Source organism: Chryseobacterium sp. B21-037 (assembly GCF_028570785.1).
GTDB classification, from domain to species: domain Bacteria; phylum Bacteroidota; class Bacteroidia; order Flavobacteriales; family Weeksellaceae; genus Chryseobacterium; species Chryseobacterium proteolyticum.
In genome coordinates this window covers 244928-269507 of record NZ_JALGCB010000001.1, presented here as the reverse complement: position 1 = coordinate 269507, position 24580 = coordinate 244928, and the positions used below count along the sequence as shown (strand labels likewise).

General features: G+C 36.3%; 19 protein-coding genes. 5 read left to right on the top strand and 14 right to left on the bottom strand.

What is annotated here, in order from left to right:
- Nucleotides 1–62: 62 nt before the first annotated feature.
- Together MTQ00_RS01200 and MTQ00_RS01195 are read right to left on the bottom strand one after the other, a co-directional pair.
- Nucleotides 63–2741 (bottom strand): reprolysin-like metallopeptidase, encoded by a 2679-nt coding sequence (locus tag MTQ00_RS01200; protein WP_273647403.1) that lies wholly within the window; start codon nt 2739–2741, stop codon nt 63–65.
- Between the two features lie 380 nt (nt 2742–3121).
- The gene (locus MTQ00_RS01195; RefSeq protein WP_273647402.1) at nt 3122–3937 is read right to left on the bottom strand and encodes an SMP-30/gluconolactonase/LRE family protein; all 816 of its coding nucleotides are present in this window, start codon (nt 3935–3937) and stop codon (nt 3122–3124) included.
- A gap of 321 nt (nt 3938–4258) precedes the next feature.
- Between MTQ00_RS01195 and ccoG the strand changes: the two genes are divergently transcribed.
- A complete protein-coding gene (gene ccoG / locus MTQ00_RS01190; protein ID WP_273647401.1) occupies nt 4259–5701 on the top strand; it encodes a cytochrome c oxidase accessory protein CcoG in 1443 nt (480 codons plus the stop codon).
- 9 nt (nt 5702–5710) lie between these two features.
- Here ccoG and MTQ00_RS01185 read toward each other — a convergent pair whose 3' ends face one another.
- Complete coding sequence (locus MTQ00_RS01185; RefSeq protein ID WP_273647400.1) at nt 5711–6592, bottom strand: AraC family transcriptional regulator; 882 nt, start codon at nt 6590–6592, stop codon at nt 5711–5713.
- 167 nt (nt 6593–6759) lie between these two features.
- On the opposite strand from MTQ00_RS01185, the gene MTQ00_RS01180 reads away from it, so the two are divergent.
- The 3 genes from MTQ00_RS01180 to MTQ00_RS01170 all read left to right on the top strand — a co-directional run bounded on the left by MTQ00_RS01180 (nt 6760) and on the right by MTQ00_RS01170 (nt 9254).
- Complete coding sequence (locus MTQ00_RS01180; protein WP_172277432.1) at nt 6760–7104, top strand: MerR family transcriptional regulator; 345 nt, start codon at nt 6760–6762, stop codon at nt 7102–7104.
- Between the two features lie 209 nt (nt 7105–7313).
- Nucleotides 7314–7727: a copper resistance protein NlpE N-terminal domain-containing protein gene (locus MTQ00_RS01175; protein ID WP_273647399.1), complete on the top strand. Its 414-nt coding sequence runs from the start codon at nt 7314–7316 to the stop codon at nt 7725–7727.
- Between the two features lie 240 nt (nt 7728–7967).
- The gene (locus MTQ00_RS01170; protein WP_273647398.1) at nt 7968–9254 is read left to right on the top strand and encodes a helix-hairpin-helix domain-containing protein; all 1287 of its coding nucleotides are present in this window, start codon (nt 7968–7970) and stop codon (nt 9252–9254) included.
- A gap of 23 nt (nt 9255–9277) precedes the next feature.
- Here MTQ00_RS01170 and rluF read toward each other — a convergent pair whose 3' ends face one another.
- The 6 genes from rluF to MTQ00_RS01140 all read right to left on the bottom strand — a co-directional run bounded on the left by rluF (nt 9278) and on the right by MTQ00_RS01140 (nt 13417).
- Nucleotides 9278–10000, bottom strand: a complete 723-nt coding sequence (gene rluF / locus MTQ00_RS01165; protein ID WP_172277423.1) for a 23S rRNA pseudouridine(2604) synthase RluF — start codon at nt 9998–10000, stop codon at nt 9278–9280.
- A gap of 55 nt (nt 10001–10055) precedes the next feature.
- A complete protein-coding gene (locus MTQ00_RS01160) occupies nt 10056–10508 on the bottom strand; it encodes a hypothetical protein (RefSeq protein WP_273647397.1) in 453 nt (150 codons plus the stop codon).
- 80 nt (nt 10509–10588) lie between these two features.
- Nucleotides 10589–11287 (bottom strand): tRNA pseudouridine(55) synthase TruB, encoded by a 699-nt coding sequence (gene truB / locus MTQ00_RS01155; RefSeq protein WP_172277417.1) that lies wholly within the window; start codon nt 11285–11287, stop codon nt 10589–10591.
- A 30-nt stretch (nt 11288–11317) separates the two neighbouring features.
- The gene (locus MTQ00_RS01150; RefSeq protein WP_273647396.1) at nt 11318–12136 is read right to left on the bottom strand and encodes an undecaprenyl-diphosphate phosphatase; all 819 of its coding nucleotides are present in this window, start codon (nt 12134–12136) and stop codon (nt 11318–11320) included.
- A gap of 80 nt (nt 12137–12216) precedes the next feature.
- Nucleotides 12217–12513, bottom strand: coding sequence for a DUF3098 domain-containing protein (locus tag MTQ00_RS01145; protein ID WP_034686639.1), 297 nt, complete (start codon nt 12511–12513; stop codon nt 12217–12219).
- A 4-nt stretch (nt 12514–12517) separates the two neighbouring features.
- Nucleotides 12518–13417: a cell division protein FtsX gene (locus MTQ00_RS01140; RefSeq protein WP_172277411.1), complete on the bottom strand. Its 900-nt coding sequence runs from the start codon at nt 13415–13417 to the stop codon at nt 12518–12520.
- A 91-nt stretch (nt 13418–13508) separates the two neighbouring features.
- On the opposite strand from MTQ00_RS01140, the gene rsmA reads away from it, so the two are divergent.
- Nucleotides 13509–14279, top strand: a complete 771-nt coding sequence (gene rsmA, locus MTQ00_RS01135) for a 16S rRNA (adenine(1518)-N(6)/adenine(1519)-N(6))-dimethyltransferase RsmA (RefSeq protein ID WP_273647395.1) — start codon at nt 13509–13511, stop codon at nt 14277–14279.
- A gap of 83 nt (nt 14280–14362) precedes the next feature.
- Here the strand turns inward: rsmA and MTQ00_RS01130 are convergent, their stop codons facing one another.
- From MTQ00_RS01130 to MTQ00_RS01110, 5 genes are all read right to left on the bottom strand, one after another.
- On the bottom strand, nt 14363–16735 hold the full coding sequence (locus MTQ00_RS01130) for a choice-of-anchor L domain-containing protein (RefSeq protein WP_273647394.1): 2373 nt from the start codon (nt 16733–16735) through the stop codon (nt 14363–14365).
- A gap of 127 nt (nt 16736–16862) precedes the next feature.
- Entirely contained in the window at nt 16863–20435 is a 3573-nt protein-coding gene (locus MTQ00_RS01125; protein ID WP_273647393.1) for a choice-of-anchor L domain-containing protein, read from the bottom strand.
- 183 nt (nt 20436–20618) lie between these two features.
- Complete coding sequence (locus MTQ00_RS01120; RefSeq protein ID WP_273647392.1) at nt 20619–23000, bottom strand: choice-of-anchor L domain-containing protein; 2382 nt, start codon at nt 22998–23000, stop codon at nt 20619–20621.
- 182 nt (nt 23001–23182) lie between these two features.
- Nucleotides 23183–23800 carry a DUF1003 domain-containing protein gene (locus tag MTQ00_RS01115; protein ID WP_273647391.1) on the bottom strand — a complete coding sequence of 206 codons (618 nt, stop codon included), beginning with the start codon at nt 23798–23800 and terminating at the stop codon, nt 23183–23185.
- 10 nt (nt 23801–23810) lie between these two features.
- On the bottom strand, nt 23811–24578 hold the full coding sequence (locus MTQ00_RS01110) for a TIGR02757 family protein (RefSeq protein WP_273647390.1): 768 nt from the start codon (nt 24576–24578) through the stop codon (nt 23811–23813).
- Between the last annotated feature and the right edge of the window lie 2 nt (nt 24579–24580).

Sequence of the window (24580 nt, the reverse complement as noted above, 5' to 3'; positions counted from 1 at the left end):
GATAAAAAAGAAAGCGGCCATTATTTAATAGCCGCTTTCCTTTTACAATAATATTAAAAAACTTATTTGATGATCAGTTTTTGACTATACATCCCTTTGGAAGAATTAATATTAATAATATAAACTCCTTTTGGGATATTCATATTAAATTCTTTTGTAAAATCTCCATTACCTTGATAGGAATCCGAAGAGATCAGCCTGCCACTTGAATCAAATAGAGTAACTTTTATTTCTCCTGATAAATTCCTGGATTTAACAAAGAAATTCCCATTACTCGGATTAGGGTAAATTTTGATATCATTTCCTGATACAGCGGAAGCATCCTTTGTTCCTAAATTTTGTGTTTCGCGGGTACAAACCTGAAGTGACCATCCGTTAATGGTTCCAACATTACCGGCATTGTTATCAGATACGAAAAGCTTCCATTCCCCTTGCGCTTTATGACCTTTGAAAATAGCTAAAGACTCATTAGATAATGTTTCTCCCTGTATTGGCGAAGCACATGCTACAGCATTTCCTTCATTACTAAACGTTGCTGTTATACCAGACCTGTTGTTACACTGCCTGTTCCAGATTAAGGCGGATGAACCTGCCGGACTTTCAATCCCGATAGCAAGATCTCTTACGTTCGTATGTGCAACAGAAGGTGTTACTTTAATTTTCGTAATAATTCCCGTATTATTTACAAGGAGAGGAATCACAACTTTAGGAGCAGAAATATTACTACCTCCTGGACCATCTGTAATGCCAACAGCTGGTCCATTATAAGTATATGTTGCACATGTTTCTCCGGTCACATTATAATCAATAACAAAACTTGGACTTACCGCATAATAAACATTTCCTATAGCTTCAATCAGAATGTATGCGTTTGCCGAAGTTGATCCGGCAGGAATTGTAATCTGTTCGCTACCGTCATTAGGTGTATTTGCTGCCAGCACGGTAAATGTTTGCCCTCCGTCGGTAGATAATTTAATCGTAACATTTGCTGTATTAATCGGAGCCTGAGTGGTATTGGCTACATCCCAGGTTATAGTTGCTGAATTTCCGGAACTTAACGACTGTCCAAATGTCGGAGCTGTAATTTTGAAAGGTCCCGATGCAGCATCAACCGTTATTACCGTTTCATCTTTGCTCGTTTGCGGAGCAGTAGGATGATTATTTCTTGCCGTAACTGTAAAATTAAGTGTCCTTGCCACACTGGATAAAGACTCCCAACGGGTCGCATATACTCCTGCCAATACTTTATTAAAATCAGGAAAGTATCTTACAGGTGTACTTACCGGAGGTAAGGACCGGAAAGTAGGACCGGAAGGTTTGGCAGCATACGTAAGGGAGTTCACCGTTCCTGTTTGTGCCGAACCGGAATCCATCTGCTCCCACGTATAAGTATAACCAGCACTATTGGCATCTGTTGTGGTTGCTTTCAATGCGAAAGGTGTAGATTTAGGAATTGTATAATCAGCTCCGGCATTTACTGCTGGTGCAGGGTTAGCAAACGGCACATTAACACCGCATGCCACGCCATTGATCACATCTTTGATCTCTTTAAGATTAAAAGCATGAAAATAATCAAATGAGTTAAACTGCACATCACTATTACCACCCATAATACCTGTATAAGCCATAATCGTAGATCCACTTCCCGGCTCTACTAAAGAAGCATCCGTATAGCTTGCATTATAAAGCGTAAATGTATGGTTCGCCCCCATCTGATGACCCATTTCATGAGCAACATAGTCTATATCGAATTTATCTCCTTCAGGAAAATTATGAGCTGTCCATCCACCTGCTTTAGCATTATCATCACAGATTACTCCGATATCTCCTGCCTGGCCGTTACCATTCTTTTTATCCAGCAAATGACCCATATCGTAGTCCTGAGCTGCAATACGCGCTGAAATCTGGGTTTGAGCTTCACCAGGTCCTCCGTTGGTATAAGGATCTGCAGTAGGTTCTAAAAAAATAAGCACATCATTATTGGCAATTAAATTAAAATGTAATGACAGATCTTTTTCAAATAACTGATTAAGACGGGTTAATGTCGTATTCATAGCTGCCAGTACTACCGCTTTTTTCTGCGCTTCCGTAGCATTTGCCGGTGTTCCGGCTGCTGTTAAATGATACTGGGCATATTCCCCGGTACATGACATAGCCAGCCTGAAAGTATTGAAACCTGCGGCTTTTTTATTTTGTGCACCATTTTTACTAGATAGGGACTTCGTTGCCAGATTTTCAGCAGTACCACAAATGAAAGGTTCTGCCTCCTGATTCTTTCTTGCTTTTGAATCGAATACAGCATATACTGTTCCGTCCTGTGAATAAGGTTCAATAAATTCAGAATTACCGGATCTTGTAATCATGGATGAAAAACCTACCGGTGAAAGACTAAATCTTAAATAAGCAGACGGGTCTTCTATTCCCCTTCCCATATAAGATTTTATGTCTGGATATTTCTCCTGTAATTCAGGAGCCATATTGGAATATTCCCATACCTGGAACCTTTCTGTTTTCCCATTGATATCAGGAATTGAAATAACAACACCTTTTCCCTCAGAAGTTTTAGAAGATGTATTTTTAAGGGTTTGTTTTAAAGCGTTTATATCTAATGTATACAAGCCTGAAAACTCCAGTTTTTCCTGTACTTTTTTTACGCTTTGTGAACGTAGTTCTGTTCTCTTCCATTGTGATGACCCCATAAAAGGAACCATCGCCAATGCGATCAATAAGTAGAATTTCATATCTATAATAATTTAAACTGTTTGTGTTAAGGTTGGTATATGTTCTAACTCACGCAAACATCTTAAATAAAATAAACGATATTTTCCAGAGCCTAAAACACTTTACAAAAAAAGCAAAAAATTAAACACAAAAACCATAATATTAATAATAAACAACACTCATTATTAACATTTTCACAATTAACTTAAATTATTTTACGATAGAAGTAAATAGATTAAAAATTTTATATAAAATAAGATTTAAAAAGAAATAAATTCAAATACACATGAAATAACATCAATGAAATCAAAGCCCACCTCACTGATTACCTGAATATTACATATAATTTTCAAGTAACTAAATCACTGATAAAAGATTTAACAACAATAAATGGAATCGATTATCTTGTCCCTTTTACCCTTGTTGGTAAAGTATATACTGACTTTGAAGCAGTAATAAAAAGAATATCATTATGCTTTCCCCCGAATGTTACGTTAGAGGTCCATTCCTCTTCTATGGGAATATGATAGATTTTCTTACCATCGCGATTAAACACCGTAACCCCATTACCTGTTAAATAAACATTCCCGTGCTTATCTAACGTCATTCCGTCAGAACCCATTTCACAGAACAGTCTCTTCTCAGAAAGTTCTCCTGCATCCAATATGTCGTATACATAAGTTTTTCCTGCATCAATATCAGAAACATAGAGTTTTCTGTATTTCTCACTTCCGGCAATGCCATTGGGCTGGGTAAAAGTATCGATTTTTTTTACTTTACCTTCTTTATTTCTGTAATAAAGACTTTTATGAGGAATTTCCTGTTTAAAATCAATCCAGTAATCTCTCTTATACAAAGGATCAGTAAAGTACATTCCACCTGAAGAATCTCCCCATACATCATTCGGACCATTAAGCCTTTTTCCTTCGAAACCTTTTAATAAAATCTGAATCTTTTTATCTTTAGAGATCTTCCAGATCTCGCCCTGATCATCAGAACAGGTAATCAGATTATCGTCTTGATCAAAATGGGTTCCATTGGCGCGTCCTGTTTTGCTTAAAAATTCCCGGATTTCATTTGTTTTCCAATCCCAATAATAAATTTTATCATTGGGTTGATCTGTAAAATAAACATTCCCTTCTTTATCTGAGGAGGGCCCCTCAGTAAAACCGAACCGGTCTGAAATCTTCTCTGGCATTACATCATGATAAAACATACGGGTATAATTTACTGATTGACAATTTAGTAATACTAAAACCAAACCAACCCAAGTCATTTTAAAAAGATTCTTCATTTCTTATTTCATTTTAGGCTCACAATGTACAACATGAAAAAATAAAATTCAAGAATTATTTTCTCATTTTGATACAATAATAAAAAATTGATAAATGTCCCATTTGTCCTATTCAATACGTGTATACTATTAGTAATGTATTCCCTTAATTAAGAGCTTTGCGGTAAGAAACTCAATAGATGTTTTTTAATAAAAAAAACAACAAAATGAGGGATTATTCAATTGGTTATTTAAAATAAAAGAATGAATACAGACACCAAACCCGAAAAGGTTATAGCAATAGAGAATGAAGCTTTCAGAAATTCTGTGGGAACAATGGATGATACAGGAAAAAGAAAATGGGTGTTCCCCCGCAAACCCAAGGGGAAATATACAAATTACAGAAATTACACCAGCTATATCCTGCTTGCTTTGTTTTTTATTCTACCTTTCGTAACCATTAATCATAACCCTTTTCTTCTGATTAATGTTATCGACAGAAAATTTTTCATTGTGGGGCAACCTTTTTATCTCCAGGATTTTTTTATTCTGGCTCTGGGCGCTGTTACTTCTGTTATATTTATTATGCTTTTTACAGTAGTTTTCGGACGAATATTCTGCGGCTGGCTTTGTCCGCAAACTCTTTTTATGGAGATGGTTTTCAGAAAAATAGAATATTGGATCGAAGGTGACCGTAATAAGCAAATGAAGCTGGACCGACAGGAATGGAATAGTGAAAAAATAAGAAAGAGGAGTCTGAAATGGTCGGTATTCCTTTTGGTTTCGTTAATTATCAGTCATTTCATGTTCATGTATATTGTAGGCTACAGAGAGGTTTTTAAAATCATGAGTGAAGGACCGGCAGAACATTCATTGAAATTCATTGCTATGATTTCTTTCACAGCTGTTTTTTATTTTACTTTCGCATGGCTCCGTGAGCAGGTATGTACATTGGTATGCCCCTACGGACGCTTACAGGGAGTTCTTATTGATAAACAAACCATCAATGTATATTATGATTTTAAAAGAGGTGAAAACCGTTCCAAATGGAAAAACGGTGAAGACCGAAAATCAGAAGGAAAAGGAGATTGTATCGATTGCCAGCAATGTGTCGTAGTTTGCCCTACAGGAATAGACATCAGAAACGGCCAACAGCTTGAATGTATTAATTGCACGGCGTGCATTGATGCCTGTGATGAAGTAATGGAAAAAATAGGTCTTCCAAAAGGATTGGTTCGCTACGCAACTGAAGCTGAAATTGAAAACCAATCCAGGTTTATTTTTACCTCCAGAATGAAAGTCACTACGGTTTTTCTGGCATTATTAATCGGTTTTCTTGGTTTTCTAATGTATGACCGTGGATCTATGGAGGCCAAATTTATTAAACCTGCCGGATCCACTTTCTTTACAAAAAATGGAAAAATAACGAATACATTTATTTATACTTTTTTAAACAAAACCAATGAGAAAAAGGTTTTAACAATAAAAGTAATAAGTCCTAAAAATGGCGAGATCACTTTTTTTGGTTCAGATAAAATTGTATTAAAGGGAGATCAGATCTTAAAAGGTAACATTAATATTACATTTCCTGAAAAAGACATCCGATTTTCCAAACAGAACATTGTGATTGCTGTACTTGATGAAAAAGGCAAAATTGTGGATACTTTTGAAACAACTTTTGAAGGACCTTTCAAACTATTGTTGTAGCCAAAAAGTTTATGATTTATACTTTTGAATAAACTGAGTCGGTGTTATTCCGGAAGTTTTCCGGAATACCCTCACAAAATAAGAATATTCTTCATATCCTAATCTGAAGGCAATCTCAACAAGACTTTCGCTTAAATACATCAGCATCCGTTTTGCTTCCAGCACTACCCTTTCAGTAATAACTTCAGTAGCCGTTTTCTGAACCATAGTCTGCGTAATCCTGTTCAGGTGTTTAGGAGAAATATCCAGCAAAGAAGCATAAAATGAAATCGATTTTTCTTTTGTAAAATGTTCTTCGAGTAAAGTCTCAAAATCCTGATAGTGCTTTAAATATGAAATACTAACCGGGGAATTAAAAGTATTGTATTCTTTAGAAAACAACCTTGATGAGGTGATATACATTTTTGTAATCACTGAAAGTATCAGCCCCTCCTTCATAAGGTTATGAGAATAATACTCATTCTGAATCTCATCAAACAAACCAACCATTGGGTTCAGGTATTTTTTTTCAAGCTGAAGCTTTCTTGAAAAATTCACCGAACTAAAAAAAGGGAAGTTTCTCAGATGCTGATTGATATAATGCATATCATAAAATTCCTGAGATAAGAAAAAAATATACCCGTCCGTGTCTTCCGAAAGTTCCCAGCTGTGAACCTGACCCGGTGATAGAAAAAACATGCTTCCCTCTGAGACATCATACCTGTGAAAATCGACTTCATGAATTCCTGTCCCTTTTGTAAAAAGCACCGTTACGTAAAAATCATGCCGATGGGGCTTCTCAATATGTTTATGGCTGCTGACCAAATGATCTTTCATTGTATTGAAATAAAAATCCGAAGTATTTTTCCCGGACTGAAAAAGATCAATATGAAGTACAGATATAGAATTCAAATCTATTAATTTACTTCAAAATTAAAAAAAGACTTTCATTTAATCTTAAATAGCACTGGAAGATTATAGTATTTCAAGAAAAGAAAAGAGTTTTAAGAATATATTTTGGATGGTAAATTTGTAAAAAAATTCAAAAAAAATTATCTTTGAAAATTAGGATTCATAAAATGAAGATAAATTTACCCGATAAGCTGTATTATTCAATAGGAGAAGTTGCTAAAGCATTTGATGTAAACACTTCATTAATACGTTATTGGGAGCAGGAATTCCCTATTATCAAACCTAAAAAAAACAAGAAAGGTAACCGGTACTTCACCCCTGAGGATATTAAAAACCTGCAGATCATTTACCATCTGGTGAAAGAAAAAGGTTACACGCTGGATGGAGCAAAGATCGCTTTGGCAACAAACAGTAAAATATCCGAGACCATTACTATTATCGACCGTCTGGAATTCGTAAAAGCTGAATTACTGAAATTAAAAGAATCTTTAGTAGAAAAAGACTCTGAATAACAGAAACGGATAAAAATACCCTAACATTTTTTTTCCAAATATCAGATTTTACATAAACATCTGCTAATCCTGTGATGATCAATTTTCTGCACCTTTTCACACCTTGGCAAAATAAGATCAGCAATGAAAACTCAATGACTTTTTCACTTATTTATTTTATTTTTTGGCATTATTTTAGTTAGTAAGAAACCAAATTTAAAAAACATATTATGAAAAATTTATTTCTCGCAGCAGCTTGCGCATCATTCATCGGATTTACTTCTTGCAGTACAATGAAAAATCAAAAGGAAAATACTTCGGTAATTAAAACTTCTACTTTTGTACCAGGAGTTTATAAAGGAAATATCCCTTCAGGAAACTCAAAACAGAATGTTGAAATCACTTTCAAAGATGATAATACTTTCGCTTTGTCTGAAACTTTTCCTGGTAGTACAACTCCTATGTCAAGTACAGGGACTTGGAAGTATTACAAAGACACCAATAAGGTAATTTTAAAGTATTCAAATATTGCAGACCGTGTAACAACCTTCTCAATTGTCAATGATAAAACAATTCAAATGCATAGCGGAAGCGCATGGACAAAAGAAACAGCAGGAACAGAATATAATCTTGTTCGTCAGTAATACAATAATCTGTTATTAGTTAAATATATCCCCAAAAACATTTTTGGGGATTTTTTATGCCATCATATATCATATTATCTCGATTATTCCGATGAGTAGGCTTGAAAAAATTCAATTAATCAAAAGATCAGCTTCATTTTAAAAAGGGTTACCATCAAAAAACAACCCTTTATATATCATTATATCAAATTCTGAACATTATTCTTTTAAAAGTTGAGGTTTATCAATAAGTTTAGCTTGATGAAAAGAAGCTACTATCAAAAGATTGCATTTTTAGGTATACTACTGCTCATATTATTCATCTTCCAGGAGTATACCAGTAAAGAAAAAGAAAATTTCCCCGAAATAAAGTTTGTGTCGGAGGAAAACGCTTCATTGTATTTAACCGAATTTAATCCTAATGACCTTAACGAAAAACAGTGGCAAAGCCTTGGATTTTCTTCAAAACAGGTACTAACGATACTAAACTATAAGAAAATTGTTGGTGGAGAATTTACATCTAAAGAACAATTACAAAAATGCTACGCTATTTCCAAGGAGAAATTTTCAGAGATCAGTCCATACATTATGCTCCCAAATGACCATAAGGTTATAAAAAATGGTAGATCGGGAGTGCCTGATAAAAAAACAATTACCGTCTCCGGAACATTCAATCCGGATCACCTTTCTGAAAAAGAATGGGAGAATATGGGATTCAGCCCGAGACAGGCCCAAGCGATTTTGAAATACAAAGCTTATCTGGGAGGTAGTTTTGTAAGTAAAGAAAAATTAAAAGCCTGCTTTATAATCAATGATGAAAACTATCGATTATTAGCACCACATCTGCTTTTACCGGAAAAAACACCTGAAAATTTAAAAAACATTTCTAAGAGTACTGAGCAAAAGCCTCGTATTTATCTCCGTTTTTTTGATCCTAATACTTTAAACACAGCAGGATGGCAATCTCTTGGTTTTTCCGAAAAGCAGGCATTAACTATAGTTAATTACAGAGATAGAAATTTAAAGGGACGTTTTAATACCTATCAGGATATTCAGAAATGTTTCGTCATTTCTCAGGAAAAGTTTGAAGAATTAAAACCCTTTATTAAAATCAAAGATCAGCAAAATGATGAAAAAAAGAATCCAATCATTCAGCAAAAAACAGATTTCGCATCTACTGATTTAAATCAAATTACTTTTAAACAGCTTCTGGAATTCGGACTTGATGAAAAAAGTGCAGGATCAATTATTGGTTTCAGAAAAAAACTGGGCGGATTCGTTACCAAACAGCAAATCCTGGAAACTTACAATATAGATGCAGATCTTGTGCAGAAATTAATTTCAATTTGTAAGCTTGATTCCTCCGGCATCACAAAATATACACTTGCGGACGCACCGGAAGAATGGTTAAAGAACCATCCTTATTTCAGATACTCTGCAGATAAGATTATTTATTACCGTGTGAGCAATCCCGAAGACAAAAAAATATGGAAGTTTCTGAAATTAAAGCCAGAATATGAGACAAGGATGAAATTATATCTGAAATGATCGAATCTTACTTTCTTATCAATTTAATCTACCGTTTTACTGGAGTCTTCAAGCAACTTGTTCAAAGCGGATAGCTCCTCATCGGTAAGATCTCTCCATTTTCCTACAGGTAAATCCAGCTTGATATTCATGATACGCATCCTTTTAAGTTTTTTCACTTCGTAGCCCAAATATTCACACATTCTGCGAATCTGCCTGTTGAGGCCTTGGGTAAGAACAATTCTGAACGTCATATCATCTACTTTTTCTACCTCACATTTTTTAGTGACGGTATCCAGGATGGGAACTCCATTTCTCATTTTCTCCAAAAATCTCGGATTAATCGGCTTATCGACTCTTACAAGATATTCCTTTTCGTGATTGTTCCTGGCCCTTAAAATTTTGTTAACAATATCCCCGTCACTGGTTAGAAGTATTAGGCCTTCACTAGGCTTGTCCAACCTACCAATCGGAAAAATTCTTTTAGGATGATTGATATAATCTACAATATTGTTTTTTTCTCTTTTTGTATCTGTGGTACAAACAATACCAATTGGTTTATTAAAAGCAATATAAACAGGTTTTTCTTCTGTTTCCCGGATCGGTTTACCGTCTACTTCCACAACATCTTCGTCGGAAATTTTCGTTCCCAATTCAGGAATCTGCCCGTTGATTTTTATTCTCCCTTCTTCCAGTAATTTATCTGCCGCTCTTCTTGAGCAGAAACCAACTTCTGATAAATATTTATTAATCCGTGTCTTTTCCATTAATCGTCTCCGTAACCCGTGTAGTTTTTATTACTAAAAAATGTTATCCCATAACTCAAACCGATAAAAAAGCATTTGATTTTCCAAAGTTATGATTTTCAAGAACAAGTCCTCCTTCCTGGCTTAATCTTTTCGAATAAGACACCTGTTTCCCCAACTTTATTCCCCAGAATTCAGCATTTGAAACAACAGAGTGGTTGATCTGCTTTCCATAATTAATATCAATAAAAAAAGGTTCATCTCCAGGACCAATTATGAATTTAGGTTGGATAACCCAATAAAGCAAATGAAAATTCTTATCCGTAAAACTATATTTTATCCCTGATCCTAAGGCAAAGTTAGGAAGAAAATTATACCCACCGATAACTGTCATTCCAAAAGTAATTTTATTAGGGAGATAAGGAGCTATGTATTGTTGATAATAGGCTGAATCCTTATTTCTGTCATCCTGAATATTATTTCCAAGATTATATCCTAAATTGAGAGTGGGATTAACATAAAAATCCATTTTCGGCTTTTTGTTCTCAACATTTTGAGCGTATGATAGAGTTATCGAAAATAAACTTATGAACAAAAGGAGAGTTTTTTTCATATACTTTCAAATTTAAAATCATTTTCTAAAAACTTTTCTGTACTGTCCTCTATCTTATATTCCCCGATCTTCGTACGTCTCAGTTGCGTTAAATATGCACCAACACCAAGCTCCTGCCCAATATCATGTGCAAGACTCCGGATATAAGTCCCCTTTGAACATCCTACCGTAAAACTCACAAAAGGAAAATCAATCTGAATATTATTAAGATAAAAAATAGTAGTTTTTCTTGACTTCATCTCTACTTCTTCACCTGCTCTCGCTAGATTATAAGCTCTTTTCCCATCAATTTTTATAGCAGAAAAAACAGGAGGTTTCTGGTCTATTTCTCCAACAAATTTTTGTAAAACTGCTCTTACCTGCTCCTCGGAAACGTTTGAAATATCCTGATGAAGAATTTCAGGTTTTTCAGTATCGTAAGATTCCGTCTGAACCCCTATCTTGATTTCAGTCCAATATTCTTTAGGGGCATCCTGTATTTCAGGAATTTTTTTAGTGAATTTCCCGGTACAGACAATGAGTAAACCTGTTGCTCTAGGATCTAAAGTTCCGGCATGCCCAATCTTAAATTTTTTAGGAAGTTTAAACTCACTTTTGAGTTTATATTTCATTTTATTAACGGCCTGGAAAGAGGTCCAATCCAAAGGTTTATCAAGTAAAAATATATGGCCTTCAAGTATATTTTCGGCAGTCATAAATTGGTAATAAATAGATAAGAGAATAATTTATTTAAAGAAATAGAAATAAATCAATAAAGCTATTCCTACAAAAATACGATACCATCCCCAAGGTTTGAAACCATATTTATTAAGCACTCCGATAAAAGCTTTAATAGCGATTAAAGCTACAATAAATGCCACGATATTTCCAATGATAAAAATAGTAAGATGATCTTGTGATGACAAAATCATTTCATATCCTTTCTGAGGATTAGGAGTTTCTTTTCCCCAAGTTTTTACAAAAACTGAATACACAGTAACTGCCAGCATCGTAGGAACAGCAAGGAAAAATGAAAATTCCGCGGCCGCCTTTCGCGTTAATCCCTGTGTCATTCCTCCGATAATAGAAGCAGCACTTCTGCTTGTTCCCGGCATCATTGCAAGACACTGCCAAAAACCTATGGTCACGGCTTTCTTGATAGTGATCCCCTTTTCATCATCAATTGTCGGGTTTTTAAACCAGGTATCTGCAAATAATAAAACGATTCCACCTAAAACCAAAACAGACGAAATAGCGATCTGATTTCCAAGAACAGCTTCAATCTTATCATCAAAAAGATATCCCAAAGCCAAAGCCGGTACTACCGCAAAGGCAAGCTTATAATAGAATTTAATATTATTAAAATCAAAGAACTTTTTCCAATAAGCAACCACCACTGATAAAATAGCACCAAACTGAATAGATACCTGAAACATTTTTAAAAATTCATCTTCCGGCAATCCCATTAAGCTAGCCGTGAAACCCATGTGGGCTGTAGAAGAAATTGGAAGATACTCAGTAAGACCTTCTATAATCGCAATAATAATTGCTTTGAATAAATCCATATGTATAAAATTAAAAGATTAAAAAGCCTGAAATCCGGAATACTCCGAATTTCTTAAACTTCTTAATCTTAAATAAAAAATTATTTTCTTTTTAAAATCGCATATACTTCTATCACGAAACCGATAACTACAAATAATGGAGCTATCCGGATTCTGCGAATAGAGAAGATACCGTCGTTCCATGAGTTCGGATCATATTTTCCATCGACTGTATTAGCATCGGCACCCATCATCAGGAGAAAACCTACTACAATGAATGCTAATCCAATCAGCATCCATTTAAAGTTTTGTTGTCCGAAATAAAAGGTGTTTTCCTGTGGAGCTTTGGTATCCGTACCAAACTCAGCTGCAGAAAATTTATTTGTTTTTTTGCTCATCTTTTTAAGAGTAATATAAATCGTCAACGTTTGTTCTCAAGAATCTCCAGGTAGCAACAATAGTACTTAAAACAGTAATAAAAATCCCTACCCCGAATACCAGTATAACAAGCCAGAAATATTGCTGATTATTCTGAACAAATGCAGACCCGATCTGACTTGTGAAATAATACCATACTCCAAATAGCGCCAGAAGTCCGATAACAGAGCCTATACAACCCAAAATCAAAGCCTCAACAATAAATGGTTTCAGGATAAATCTTCTCTTTGCACCTACAAGCTGCATGGTTTTAATAATAAATCTTTTGGAGAATATTTTCAGACGGATTGAATTGTTAATCAAGACAACCGCTAAAATAAGGAATAGTATAGAAAAGCCTAAGATCCATTTCAAGATTCTGTTCAGGTTATTATAAACATCTACCATCAGCGTACTGTTATTCTTTACATCTACAATACCGGGAACGGATTTCAGCGTTTTAATAGCCGCATCAATTTTTGCCGGATCCACATACTCCGGTTTTAAGGCAACTTCAATAGATGAAGGGAAAATATTTTCTTCAAAAAGTGCATCACTATCAATTCCCATACTGGCTTTCGCTTCCTTAGCAGCCATTTCTCTTGAAATATAGGTTGCCCTTTTTACGGGGGCTAAAGTCTGTACTTTTTTAAAAGTTTCTTCTTCCAGTTTCGCAATTTTAACAGAATCTTTAGCGTCATAGTTTTCATCAAAGTATGCGTTTACAACCAACTGCTCCTTGATATAGTCAGAATATTTCTGGGCATTAATTAAAATCAATCCCATTAATCCTAACAAAAATAACACTAAGGCAATACTAATTACCACTGTAATATTGCTGGACCTAAGTCTCTTCTTATTAAATTCATCTACAGATTTCGCCATTAATATTAAATTTTTTGGCTAAAATAGAAAAAATCTTCCGAAATTTGGGACGAAAAAAAGAAAATCATTGTTAACAAAATCATAAAAAACTTTGAGTGTAAAAGCAAAAAAACATCTTGGTCAACACTTCCTGACAGATGAAAACATAGCGAGAAAAATTGTAGAAGGCTTAAGCTTTGAAAACTACAATAATATCATGGAGGTTGGTCCGGGAATGGGAGTCCTTACAAAATATCTATTGGAAAAAGACCAATATATTTATCTTGCTGAAATTGATAACGAGTCCATCGAATATTTGAAAAATCATTATTCAAAAATTACAGATAAAAATTTCGTAGGAGATTTTTTAAAGCAGGATTTTGCTTTTATCAATAATGAACAGCTTGCTATTATTGGCAATTTCCCCTATAATATATCTTCGCAGATCCTTTTTAAGATCATAGATCATTATGAGCTTATTCCCGAAATGGTAGGAATGTTCCAGAAGGAAGTTGCAGAAAGAACAGCTGCCGTTCCGAGAACAAAAGACTATGGCATTTTATCTGTTCTTATTCAGGCGTACTATGATGTATCCTATATGTTTACTGTTCATGAAAATGTTTTCAACCCACCACCAAAGGTAAAATCAGGAGTTATCAGGCTAACCAGAAATCCCAAAGAAGGTTTAGCCGGCAATGAAGTCCTGTTTAAGCAAATTGTAAAGGCAGGATTCAACCAGAGGAGAAAGAAATTATCCAACTCTCTTAAAATACTGAATATTCCTGAAGCATTAAAAACGCATGAATTTTTAGATAAGAGAGCTGAAGAACTCAGCGTTAACGATTTTATTTCTTTTACAAAACAGTGGAAAGAAAACGCATAATAATAAACTAAGAAATAAAGAAATAGGAAAAGCCTTTCAGATATCTGAAAGGCTTTTCAATTTACAATCTATAAATAAATAATTTATTCTCTGTTTTTAAGTAATATCCAACCGGACCAGTTCATCTGGGCTTTTGACTTAGGATATTCAAAGTTAAATTTATACCAGTACGTAGCGGTAGATAATCTCTTTCCTCCTACGGTTCCATCCCAGATCGGATTTTCTTTAGAGAACCTGAACATTTCCACACCATATCTGTCATAAATAGATCCGGTAAAGTTATTAAAGTTCTTTAGAGACGACAGGTCAAGAACATCATTGATTCCATCTTCGTTAGGAGTAATAATATTGGAAATCTTTAAAGTAAAGAAGTCAAGTGTTCCCACACAATGTGTTCCCTGTATTCTTACCTGAAGATTATATGTTGTATTATCCAATAACCCCGTAAACACGTTAGAAGCCTGCCATGAAATTCCGTTATCAATAGAATACTCAAGTACTCCAGGAATATTATTAAGCGATGGATTTACCGCTGTGATTGTTAATGTATTATTGCCATAATTTAATCCGGTAATAAAAGGCAATGTAGCTCCCATCACTTTCACCGTGAATACTTTTGTACAGTACCCATTATCTATAGTAACAGAATAAATACCCAATTGGTCTACAGAAATCGTTTGCGTCGTTTCACCCGTACTCCATAAATAAGTATAATTAGGTCCGGCTCCCGCATCTAGTGTAATTCTGTCTCCGATACACATTTCAACATCTTTCAAAGGAGAGGTTATTTCCGGAACTACTTCTACTGTGATTGTAGCAGGCTGCAATGATTTACATCCTTTTGCTCCGATAGCATATACTGTAAACGTTGTAGTGTTGAATAAAGTTACGGTTTGTGTATTACCGGTTCCCGGGAAATTATTCCATTGGTAAGTAACTCCGCCAGTAGCCGTAAGGTCTACTGAATCTCCCGGACATATTTTCAGTTTTGTGGAAACAACATGTGCGGTAGGGGTAACCTCTTTTGATAAAGTTAATTTAATCAGCCGACTACAGAACCCTCCATTAGACACCACAACATATAAAATCTGTCCATCATTACCATTATAATTAAGCGGAGTGGTAATATAATTATCATTTTGCGCTAAAGCATCTGCCTGATTTTCATAAAAATGGAATACCGCATTAGGTGTTGTACTTATTGAAGGCATTGCTGTAGTCAAATCAAATGTTGTGACATCCGGCGTAGAGCATAACAATAGCGTAGCATCATTGGCATTAGGAGTTGTCCCCCCATGAATCTGTATAGATGCTTTCCCCGGACATGGATTTCCCGGAAAAGTAACTTCAATAGTATAGGTTCCCGGCTGTACTGCTGTAATGGTATTGGTTGTTGCTCCCGGTACAATGGCACCGTTGTAATACCATTGATACGCCATATTAGGATCACTCACTGAAGCTGTCAGTACCTGAGGAACATTATCACAAACATTGATATCTGATGGCAATGTGCCTCCATCCGGATCCAATAATTCCACTCCTATATTAAAAGATCCACCTTCTAAAAATACCGCTGAATCATAACTTGTATCGATCGCATCAGCAAGAACCATTTTGAAATGATAGGCCTGTCCCGGAATTACCGTTGCGGTAGCCGTAAGAGGAACGGTTCTACCGTTAAAATTAGTCTCAATATTAGTTGTATTATATCCTCCGAAGAATGTTGGATTAATTGCTCCACAACTCAAAGGGCTCCCATCAAACTGAGTATCCGGGTGAATATTGGTTACACTTACGGGTCCGGCACCACTGGGTAATACCGCCATATTGACGTAAGGTGCTGTACCCGCTACAGGTTTAAGCAACAGCGCAAATGCATCGGAATAACTGCATGGAAAGGATGTTGTATATTCTTCGGAAGCAAATAAATAATTAAATTTCACCTGCGAAGAAGTAGGAACGAAATCAAACTCCAATACAACAGCATCATTTAGATTCACTGACGGATTGGTAGCAGCTACCAGATCCGGGTCGCTTCCTGTACCGACAAGGTCACTTAAAGGACTCAATACATCTATATAGCTGTTTCCGGTCCTGTTCGCCTTTCCGGTCACAAGTACAATTCCATCTTTAAAGGGAAAGTTTGTGGTACCCTTATGAAAGTAACCCCACGCCCTATTGACATCACTTGCCGGTAAAGAAGGATTTACCTGGACATTTGACACATTGGGAGTAACACATGAGTTTGTTCCTGATGAAATAAGCACGTCTTTTACAAGCTGAGTAATGTTGTAAGCAGACTCATTATATCCCGGTGCATTTACATCGATAAACGCCCCTGCTTTGGCAGCTAAATTAGGTCTTGGCTTAGGAACTTTTCTGGGATTAATACTTTGTGAATGATAAATATTCAGCGAAACTAAAAAAAAAGAAAACAACAGGAGATATCTCTTCATAATATTTTTGTTTCAACAAATTTAAATTATTTTTAAACATACCACATACATATTTAACATTATTATGTTAAAAAAACAAAGCCTTTCAATTATGAAAGGCTTACATTTAAGAGTATATTTTTAAAAATTAATTCCTGTTTTTCAACAATATCCATCCTGTTCGTAATTCTAATTTTTTACTCGCAGGATTCTCCCACTGTACTCTGTACCAATAAGTAGCAGTTGGCAGGGCTAATCCTTTTACTGTTCCATTCCAGGCAGGTTCTAACTTAGTAGCTTTAAAGAGTTCCTGTCCATATCTGTTGAAAATAGAAGCCGCAAAATTATTATATCCGCTTATTCCCGAAAAGTCGATTGTGTCATTCTTTCCATCTGAGTTAGGAGTGATAGCATTACTAATCACAAAGGTGAAGTAGCTTAATGAGGTACTACATTTGGCATCCTTTACCCTTACCATCAGATTATAATTTGTGTTATTTAGTACATTATTAAATATATTGGAATTCTGCCAGGTAAGCCCTCCGTCAATAGAATATTCCAATGTTCCTCCGGTAGGATTGGTTGCACTTAAAGTCAGCACATGGTTTTCATAAACAATATTGGTGAACTGTGGCAGATTAGGATTTAATAGCTGAGCGGTAAACGCTTTCGAACAGGTTCCATTACTTATGGTAACCGTATAGGTTCCAGTAATATTTGTTGAAATTGTTTGAGTCGTTGCTCCGTTACTCCATATATAAGTGTAATTCGGACCACTTCCGGCATCCAGGATTCCTGTATCACCGGCACACACATATACATCCTGTAAGGTAGAGGTAATAGCTGGTACTACTTCAATAGTAATCGTGGCAGGAACCAGTGATGTACATCCGTTCCCTCCCAGCGCATATACTGAGTAAGTTGTTGTAACCGTTGGAGAAACCACCTGGGTATTTCCGTTTCCGGTCAATCCGACCCAATTATAAGTAATCCCTCCGGAAGCTGTTAATGTAACAGATTCTCCGGCACATATTTTTGATTTTGAGGCAGTCACTGATGCAACCGGTGGCCCTACGATCACGGTAACCGTTGCAGGGTTTGTTGAAATACATCCATTAGCTCCTACAGCATATACAGTATAAGTTGTAGTGACTGTCGGAGAAACCGTTTGTGTACTCCCGTTTCCGGTCAGACCCGTCCAGTTATAGCTTACTCCTCCGCCGGCTGTTAAAGTCACCGACTCTCCTACACAAATTTGAGCGTGGGAAGAAGTTAAGGTTGCCGTTGGTGGTGTTTTATTTTCCACCACCGTAACATTGGCTGTGTAGCTACAGTTTACATTTCCAGGCTGTGTTGTATTCTGTACTGTTAATGTATACGTTCCGCCTGCATTAACAACCGGTGTTAATGTATTGGCCCCTGAAACAATATTCCCCCCTGTTGTAGTCCATAATATGGAAGAACCTGCCGGCACGACTGATGCCGATGCGTCCAATGTAATCTGTGTCGTTGTACATGTAATAGTTGGTGGAGTTGCAATCGTTAATGTTGTTTCGGCAGTTTTTAATAGCTGCAGATTGACTACATAACTACATCCGCCATTCTTCACCAGAACATAAACCGTTACATTCCCTGGCGTCGGATAAGCTGTTGGTACCGCAATCGTATTGGCGTTTCCTGCATTAGCGTCCGCTAAATTGGCATAGTAAGCAAAGGTTGCCGTTCCTACCGTTGTAATTTGTGGCTGAGCAGAAGTAAGATCATATGTTAAATTACCTGGTTGATAACATTTAAGCAAAGTAGCATTTTGCACTGTAATAGGTTGGGAAACCTCAATTGTTATACTTGCAGGATTTTGAGAAACACATCCATTTGCTCCAACAGCAGTTACCGTATAAGTGGTGGTAGTGGCTGGTGTTACGGTTTGCGTATTTCCCGTCCCCGGTAATCCCGTCCAATTGTACGTAGCCCCACCGGAAGCAGTTAATGTTACAGTCTCCCCTGCACAGATTAATACTTTAGTTGCCGATACAGTCGTAGTTGGAGGAGCACTATCCCCTACTACAGTAACGGTTGCAGTTGCTGTACACACTACATTTCCGGGCTGGTAGGTATTGGAAATAGTCAATGTGTAAGTTCCAGCCGCATTCACTACAGGAGTTAAAGTGTTTCCTCCGGAAACAATATTTCCACCTGTGGTAGTCCAGTTAAATGTAGATCCTGCAGGATATACAGAAGTCGATGCATTTAATGTTATTTGTGAATTAGCACATGTAAGCGGTGTAGGAGGAGCTATTGTCCCCGTCATTTGAGGGGCTTTGATCAACTGGAGCTGAGCAACTTTTGAACAAAATCCGTTTTTAACCAGAACATAGACCGTCTGTCCTCCAGGACTTGAATATGTTGCCGGTGTTGCTATCGTATTTCCATTTCCGGCATTGGCATCCGCTAAATTGGCATAATAAGCAAATGTAGCTCCTGGAGTTGTACTGATCGATGTCTGAGCAGCCGGTAAATTAAATATTGCATTTCCTGGAGCATAGCAGGCTGTCAACGTTGCATTTTGTACCGTAGGTGAAGTTCCGCCTACGATCGTTACAGTGGCCGTTCCCGGGCATGTATTTCCTGCAAGAAGCACCTGAAGTGTATAAACTCCTGGTTGGGTCGCTGTATAAGTCGCGTTGGTAGCTCCAGCAATAGGATTATTATTCAAGAACCACTGGTAGGAAGCTGTTGCATTCTGGATCGATGCAGTAAGTACCTGAGGAGTATTGTCACACATATTAATAGACGGAGGAAGTGCTACTCCTCCGGGACCTAAAATCTGAACTCCGATATCGAAGGATCCTGCCTCCAAAAAAACAGCAGAATCAAAATTTACGTCCTGATAATCCGCTAAAACCATTTTAAAATGATAGGTTTCACCTGGAATTACCGTTGCTTTTGCTGTTAAAGGAACCGTGCGTCCGTCAAAGTTGGTTTCAACCTGAGGATTATTCATTCCAGCAAAATATTGTGCATTTTTAGGACCACAAGCCAAGCCTGAAGGAATAATATTGGTTACACTTACAGGACCTGCACCATTGGGTAAAACTGCTAAATTAGTATAAGTAGGATCACCGACTTTTTTCAATAATAAGGCAAAGCCATCTGCGATACTACACGTAAAAGTTCCTGATGGTGAGTATTCTTTAGAAGCAAATAAGTATCGAAAAGAAACTTCAGTAGAACTAGGTACAAAGTCAAATTCGATATAAGTAGCATCCCTTAAATTGGCATTATTAACATTCAGGGCTGTTGCTAAGTCAACGTCACCTCCTGAAGGAAGTGGATCGCTTAAGACACTTTGAAAGTTATTTCCTGCTTTTCTGGCAAATCCCGTTACAAGGACAATACCTTTTGAAAAGGGAAAGTTGGTCCCTGCCTTATTAAAATAACCCCAGCTTCTGTTCTGATCCGTTGTTGGTAGATTAGGAGATACATTTACATTACTTACATTGGCTGTGGTACACGTAGACCCTCCTGCAATAAGAACATCTTTTACCAACTGAGTAATGTTATAGTTAGATTCTGGATATCCGGCTGCATTTACATCAATAAATGCTCCGGCTTTCATACTTTCAGCTGTAGGTTGTTTTAGTTTAATGTTTTGACCCCTGTTCTGGGAGAACACTATATTACCTGCAAGAACTAAAAATAAAGCCAGAAATAAACTTCTCATCCTCCTATTTAACATTTTATATTGTTTTAAACAAAAATACTATTTTTTTTAATTGAAACTCAAATCTATTCAAATTGTATTGTTAATAATGTAAACATATTTGTCTTAAAATACTCTTTATAATTTAATAAAACACAAAAAGACTAACGATTCGTTAGTCTTTTTGGAAATATGATTAATATTTTATTCAAAATTCTTCAGGAGGATCCAGCCGGTTTTCACTGCTTTTTCCTTACTGGCAGGATCTTCAAAAGTCACCTGATACCAATATGATGCAGTAGGTAAACGCTTGCCCTGGAAATATCCATCCCAATAAGGCCTTACTTTTTCGGCTTTATATACTTCTCGCCCGTAGCGATCAAAGATACTTGCAGTAAAATCTTTATACTCATTGATTCCTCTAAAGTCGATGATATCGTTTACATTATCTCCGTTAGGAGTAATTACATTTTTCATCATAAATGTAAAGTATTCAAGAAACCCTACACAACTGGTATTCTTCACACGAACCCTGATCGATATCAGCTTATTTTTTGGAACATTATTGAATATATTGGAAGGCTGCCATGTTAATCCATTATCAATAGAATATTCTAAAATTCCGTTACTTGGATTACTTGCGGTAATAACCATCGTACCACTGGAGTTATAATCCACTTTAATGACAGTTGGTATCACTGCTTTAATTACCTGTGTTGTAAATACCTTAGAACAAACACCATTGTCAATAGTAACGGTGTACGTACCGTTTGTTGCTACAGTAATCGTTTGTGTTGTTGCTCCTGTATTCCAGGTATAAGTATAGTTAGGACCAGCTCCGGCATCTAACGTAATCTGATCTCCGGTACAGATCATTCCTCCGGTAAGATTAGAGGTAATAGCCGGAACCACTTCTACTGTTACCGTAGCCGGTTGTAATGATTTACAACCCTGCACCCCAATCGCATATACGGTATACGTAGTCGTCTGAGTTGGACTTACTGTTCTTGTAGGTCCGTTTGTTGAAACGTCACTCCATTGGTATGTGGCACCACCAGAAGCTGTTAAAAGAACAGATTCACCGGAACAGATTTTCATTTTTGAAGAAATCAGCTGTGCTACAGGAGTCGCTTCTTTTCTCAATGTCAACTTTACCATTTTGCTACAAAATGCACCATTAGAAACTACTACATACAAAATTTGTCCGTCAGTCCCGTCGTAGCTGGCTAGGTTGTTTATGAAATTATTATTTTGGGCAACTGCGTCTGCCTGATTTACATAAAAGTGAAACACAGCTCCCGCAGTAGTACTGATCAATGGCATTGCTGTATTTAAATCAAAGTTTAAAGCATTTGGCGTCGTACAAATCTTAAGCACTGCATCATGTGCTGTAGGAGTTGTTCCTCCAACAATCGTAATAGTTGCTGATCCCGGACACTGATTTCCAGGTACCGAAACTTTTACCTCATAAACGCCAGGCTGTGTCGCCACATACTGAATGTTGGTAGCTCCCGGAATAGGAACGCCATCTTTAAACCACTGAAAGGTCATTCCCGGTACTGTAACTACCTGTGCTTTTAATATCTGTGGAGTATTATCACACATGTTTACTGTGCCAGGTAAAACCGTACCATTTCCATCAACAATTTTAATTCCGATATCAAAGGATCCACCTTCTAAAAAAACAGCTGAATCTAAACTTTGGTCATTGTAGTCTGATAAAACCATTTTAAAATGATAAGCAACACCAGGCGTTACATCGGCAATGGCTGTTAAAGGAATGGTTCTTCCGTTATAGTTTGTTTCTATATTTGAAGTATTATAACCCGCAAAATAAGAGTCGTTAAGAGCTCCGCAAGTTAATGGAGACCCATTATCCTGGTTTGCAGGACGTATATTCGTTACACTTACTGCACCTGCTGTTCCCGGAAGTACAGCGACATTCACGTAAGGTCCACCTGCTACAGGTTTTATCAATAATGCAAACGCATCAGAATAATTACACGGATAACCTCCTGTATATTCTTCAGAAGCAAATAAATAATTAAATTTTACCTGATTGGAGTTGGGTACGAAATCAAATTCCAATGCAACTGCATCCCGTTGGTTACTTAGGTTAGTTCCTGTAGCAGCTGCAAGGTCAGCATCACCTTGCATAGAAATACTTCCGGATAAGCTTCCGCTTACCAGAGAGTTCCCGGCCTGTCTTGCATAACCCGTAGTAAGTACAATTCCGTCTTTGAAAGGAAAATTGGTAGTAGCTCTGTGAAAATACCCCCAAAATCTGTCATTATTTGCAACATCATGATTCGGGCTTACTGTAACATTCGTCACATTCGGAGTTGAGCAGTTTGTACCTCCGTTAATCAGGATGTCTGTAACAAGCTGTGTGGGAGTAAAAGCAGATGGAGCATACGAGGCAACATTTACATCAATAAATGCTCCTGCCTTCAGACTTGCTGCCGTACTTTTTTCCTTTTGTGGCTTTCTTTGAGGCAGTTTCCCCAGATTTTGAGAAAACGAAAAGAGCGGAGCTAATAGCAATATTAAAAAGAAAAAGTAGTTTTTTAGTCTATAATTTAACATTTTGGTATTGTTTGTTCAAAAATAGCAAAAATAAACATATGATGTTAATATTTTACGAATCAAAAGCAGTAATTAGATAAAATAAATACTAAAAAAATAATTCACTGAAATTAAACAATAACAGTATCCGTATTTGGAAATAAAATATTTAATATTTCGCTCAAAATCAGAAAAATTAAAATTTAAATAAAAATAAGACTTATAAAAAAGAGTTTCACACACTCAAGAAGTATATTGTATCTATATTGAACCATCTTTTTTAGATCATCAATTTCATTCTGAAGCCTCAATATCTGATCTTTTAAAGCTTTTATCTCGTTCTTGTTGGAATTCACACTGCTTTTCAATATCACTTTTTTTGCCCGTTCATTGTGATCTTCATCGTCCTCATCCTCATTGATCTCCTCAATATCTTCCTGAATATCTTCAATATCTTCGTTAATTTCTTCGATATCCTCACTGATCTCTTCGATATCTTCGCTGATTTCCTCTATATCTTCACTGATCTCTTCAATGTCTTCCTGAATATCCTCAATGTCTTCCTGGATATCTTCGATCTTTTCGTGGCTCCTGTTAACAGACATCTGAATGAATATTGCCAGGTAAATGGCTTCCAATGAAACTACAGTAGTAAGGATAAGAAGCATTTTATCAAATTCTACAATATGAAGTAAAGGCAGCAGAAATGAAATAATAAAAAATAAGGTATGGGCTATAAGGGATGGAATAGAACCAATCCACCAGGTAATTCCATTAGCAATTCTTTCAAGAACTTCTGTTTTTTCAGTGTTTGATTTCATTATTTCCTCTTTATAAAAATTCTTTACTAACTCCTAATCCAAATAATGCAAAATCATATTTTGCAGGATCCTTATCATCAAACTGCCTGATTACCTGATCGAGCTCTTCTACTGTTTTCCAGTCGTTCTGAGTTCTTGTAATCAGACTAAGCTTTCTCGAAATGTTCCCGGTATGAACATCCAGCGGAATCGACAGGTATTTCGGGTCTATATTTTCCCAGATACCAAAGTCTACACTTCGTTTATCTTTTCTAACCATCCACCGTAAGAACATAATGATTCTTTTGGAAGATGAATTTTTGTAAGGTGAGCTCACATGCTTATGACTTCTGTGTTTAGATGTTTCTAAGAAAGAAGTCCTGAACCTTTCAATAGCATGCAAAAAATTAAATTCGGAATCTTTGATCAGGAAAAGATTTTCCAGGCTTTCATTTTCTCTGTAAACCTTATTAAATTGCTGTATAAAATAAGTAAAGTCTTCTCCGTTAAAAGTTCTGTGGATACTTTTGTCCCGAATCGAATCCAGATCTTTTTCTGAAAAATTCATAACAAAATCGTATGGAGAGTTCCCCATGATATCCAGCATTTTTTCTGCAGAACGGATAATAGATTTTCTGTTTCCCCACGATATGGTTGCGGCCAGGAAACCTGCAATCTCAATATCCTGCTTTAAGGAAAAACGATGGGGAATCTGGATCGGATCATCTTCAATAAAATCATAGTTATTATACTGATCCGATTTTTCATTCAAAAAATCTCTTAACTCTTCAAAATTCATAA

What these genes read in the sequence shown, in the direction of transcription:
- MTQ00_RS01200 (WP_273647403.1), bottom strand. Translation starts at nt 2,741, where the DNA reads ATGAAATTCTACTTATTGATCGCATTGGCGATGGTTCCTTTTATGGGG.
- MTQ00_RS01195 (WP_273647402.1), bottom strand. Translation starts at nt 3,937, where the DNA reads ATGTTTTATCATGATGTAATGCCAGAGAAGATTTCAGACCGGTTCGGT.
- ccoG (WP_273647401.1), top strand. Translation starts at nt 4,259, where the DNA reads ATGAATACAGACACCAAACCCGAAAAGGTTATAGCAATAGAGAATGAA.
- MTQ00_RS01180 (WP_172277432.1), top strand. Translation starts at nt 6,760, where the DNA reads ATGAAGATAAATTTACCCGATAAGCTGTATTATTCAATAGGAGAAGTT.
- MTQ00_RS01175 (WP_273647399.1), top strand. Translation starts at nt 7,314, where the DNA reads ATGAAAAATTTATTTCTCGCAGCAGCTTGCGCATCATTCATCGGATTT.
- MTQ00_RS01170 (WP_273647398.1), top strand. Translation starts at nt 7,968, where the DNA reads ATGAAAAGAAGCTACTATCAAAAGATTGCATTTTTAGGTATACTACTG.
- rluF (WP_172277423.1), bottom strand. Translation starts at nt 10,000, where the DNA reads ATGGAAAAGACACGGATTAATAAATATTTATCAGAAGTTGGTTTCTGC.
- MTQ00_RS01160 (WP_273647397.1), bottom strand. Translation starts at nt 10,508, where the DNA reads ATGGATTTTTATGTTAATCCCACTCTCAATTTAGGATATAATCTTGGA.
- truB (WP_172277417.1), bottom strand. Translation starts at nt 11,287, where the DNA reads ATGACTGCCGAAAATATACTTGAAGGCCATATATTTTTACTTGATAAA.
- MTQ00_RS01150 (WP_273647396.1), bottom strand. Translation starts at nt 12,136, where the DNA reads ATGGATTTATTCAAAGCAATTATTATTGCGATTATAGAAGGTCTTACT.
- MTQ00_RS01145 (WP_034686639.1), bottom strand. Translation starts at nt 12,513, where the DNA reads ATGAGCAAAAAAACAAATAAATTTTCTGCAGCTGAGTTTGGTACGGAT.
- MTQ00_RS01140 (WP_172277411.1), bottom strand. Translation starts at nt 13,417, where the DNA reads ATGGCGAAATCTGTAGATGAATTTAATAAGAAGAGACTTAGGTCCAGC.
- MTQ00_RS01130 (WP_273647394.1), bottom strand. Translation starts at nt 16,735, where the DNA reads ATGAAGAGATATCTCCTGTTGTTTTCTTTTTTTTTAGTTTCGCTGAAT.
- MTQ00_RS01125 (WP_273647393.1), bottom strand. Translation starts at nt 20,435, where the DNA reads ATGAGAAGTTTATTTCTGGCTTTATTTTTAGTTCTTGCAGGTAATATA.
- MTQ00_RS01120 (WP_273647392.1), bottom strand. Translation starts at nt 23,000, where the DNA reads ATGTTAAATTATAGACTAAAAAACTACTTTTTCTTTTTAATATTGCTA.
- MTQ00_RS01115 (WP_273647391.1), bottom strand. Translation starts at nt 23,800, where the DNA reads ATGAAATCAAACACTGAAAAAACAGAAGTTCTTGAAAGAATTGCTAAT.
- MTQ00_RS01110 (WP_273647390.1), bottom strand. Translation starts at nt 24,578, where the DNA reads ATGAATTTTGAAGAGTTAAGAGATTTTTTGAATGAAAAATCGGATCAG.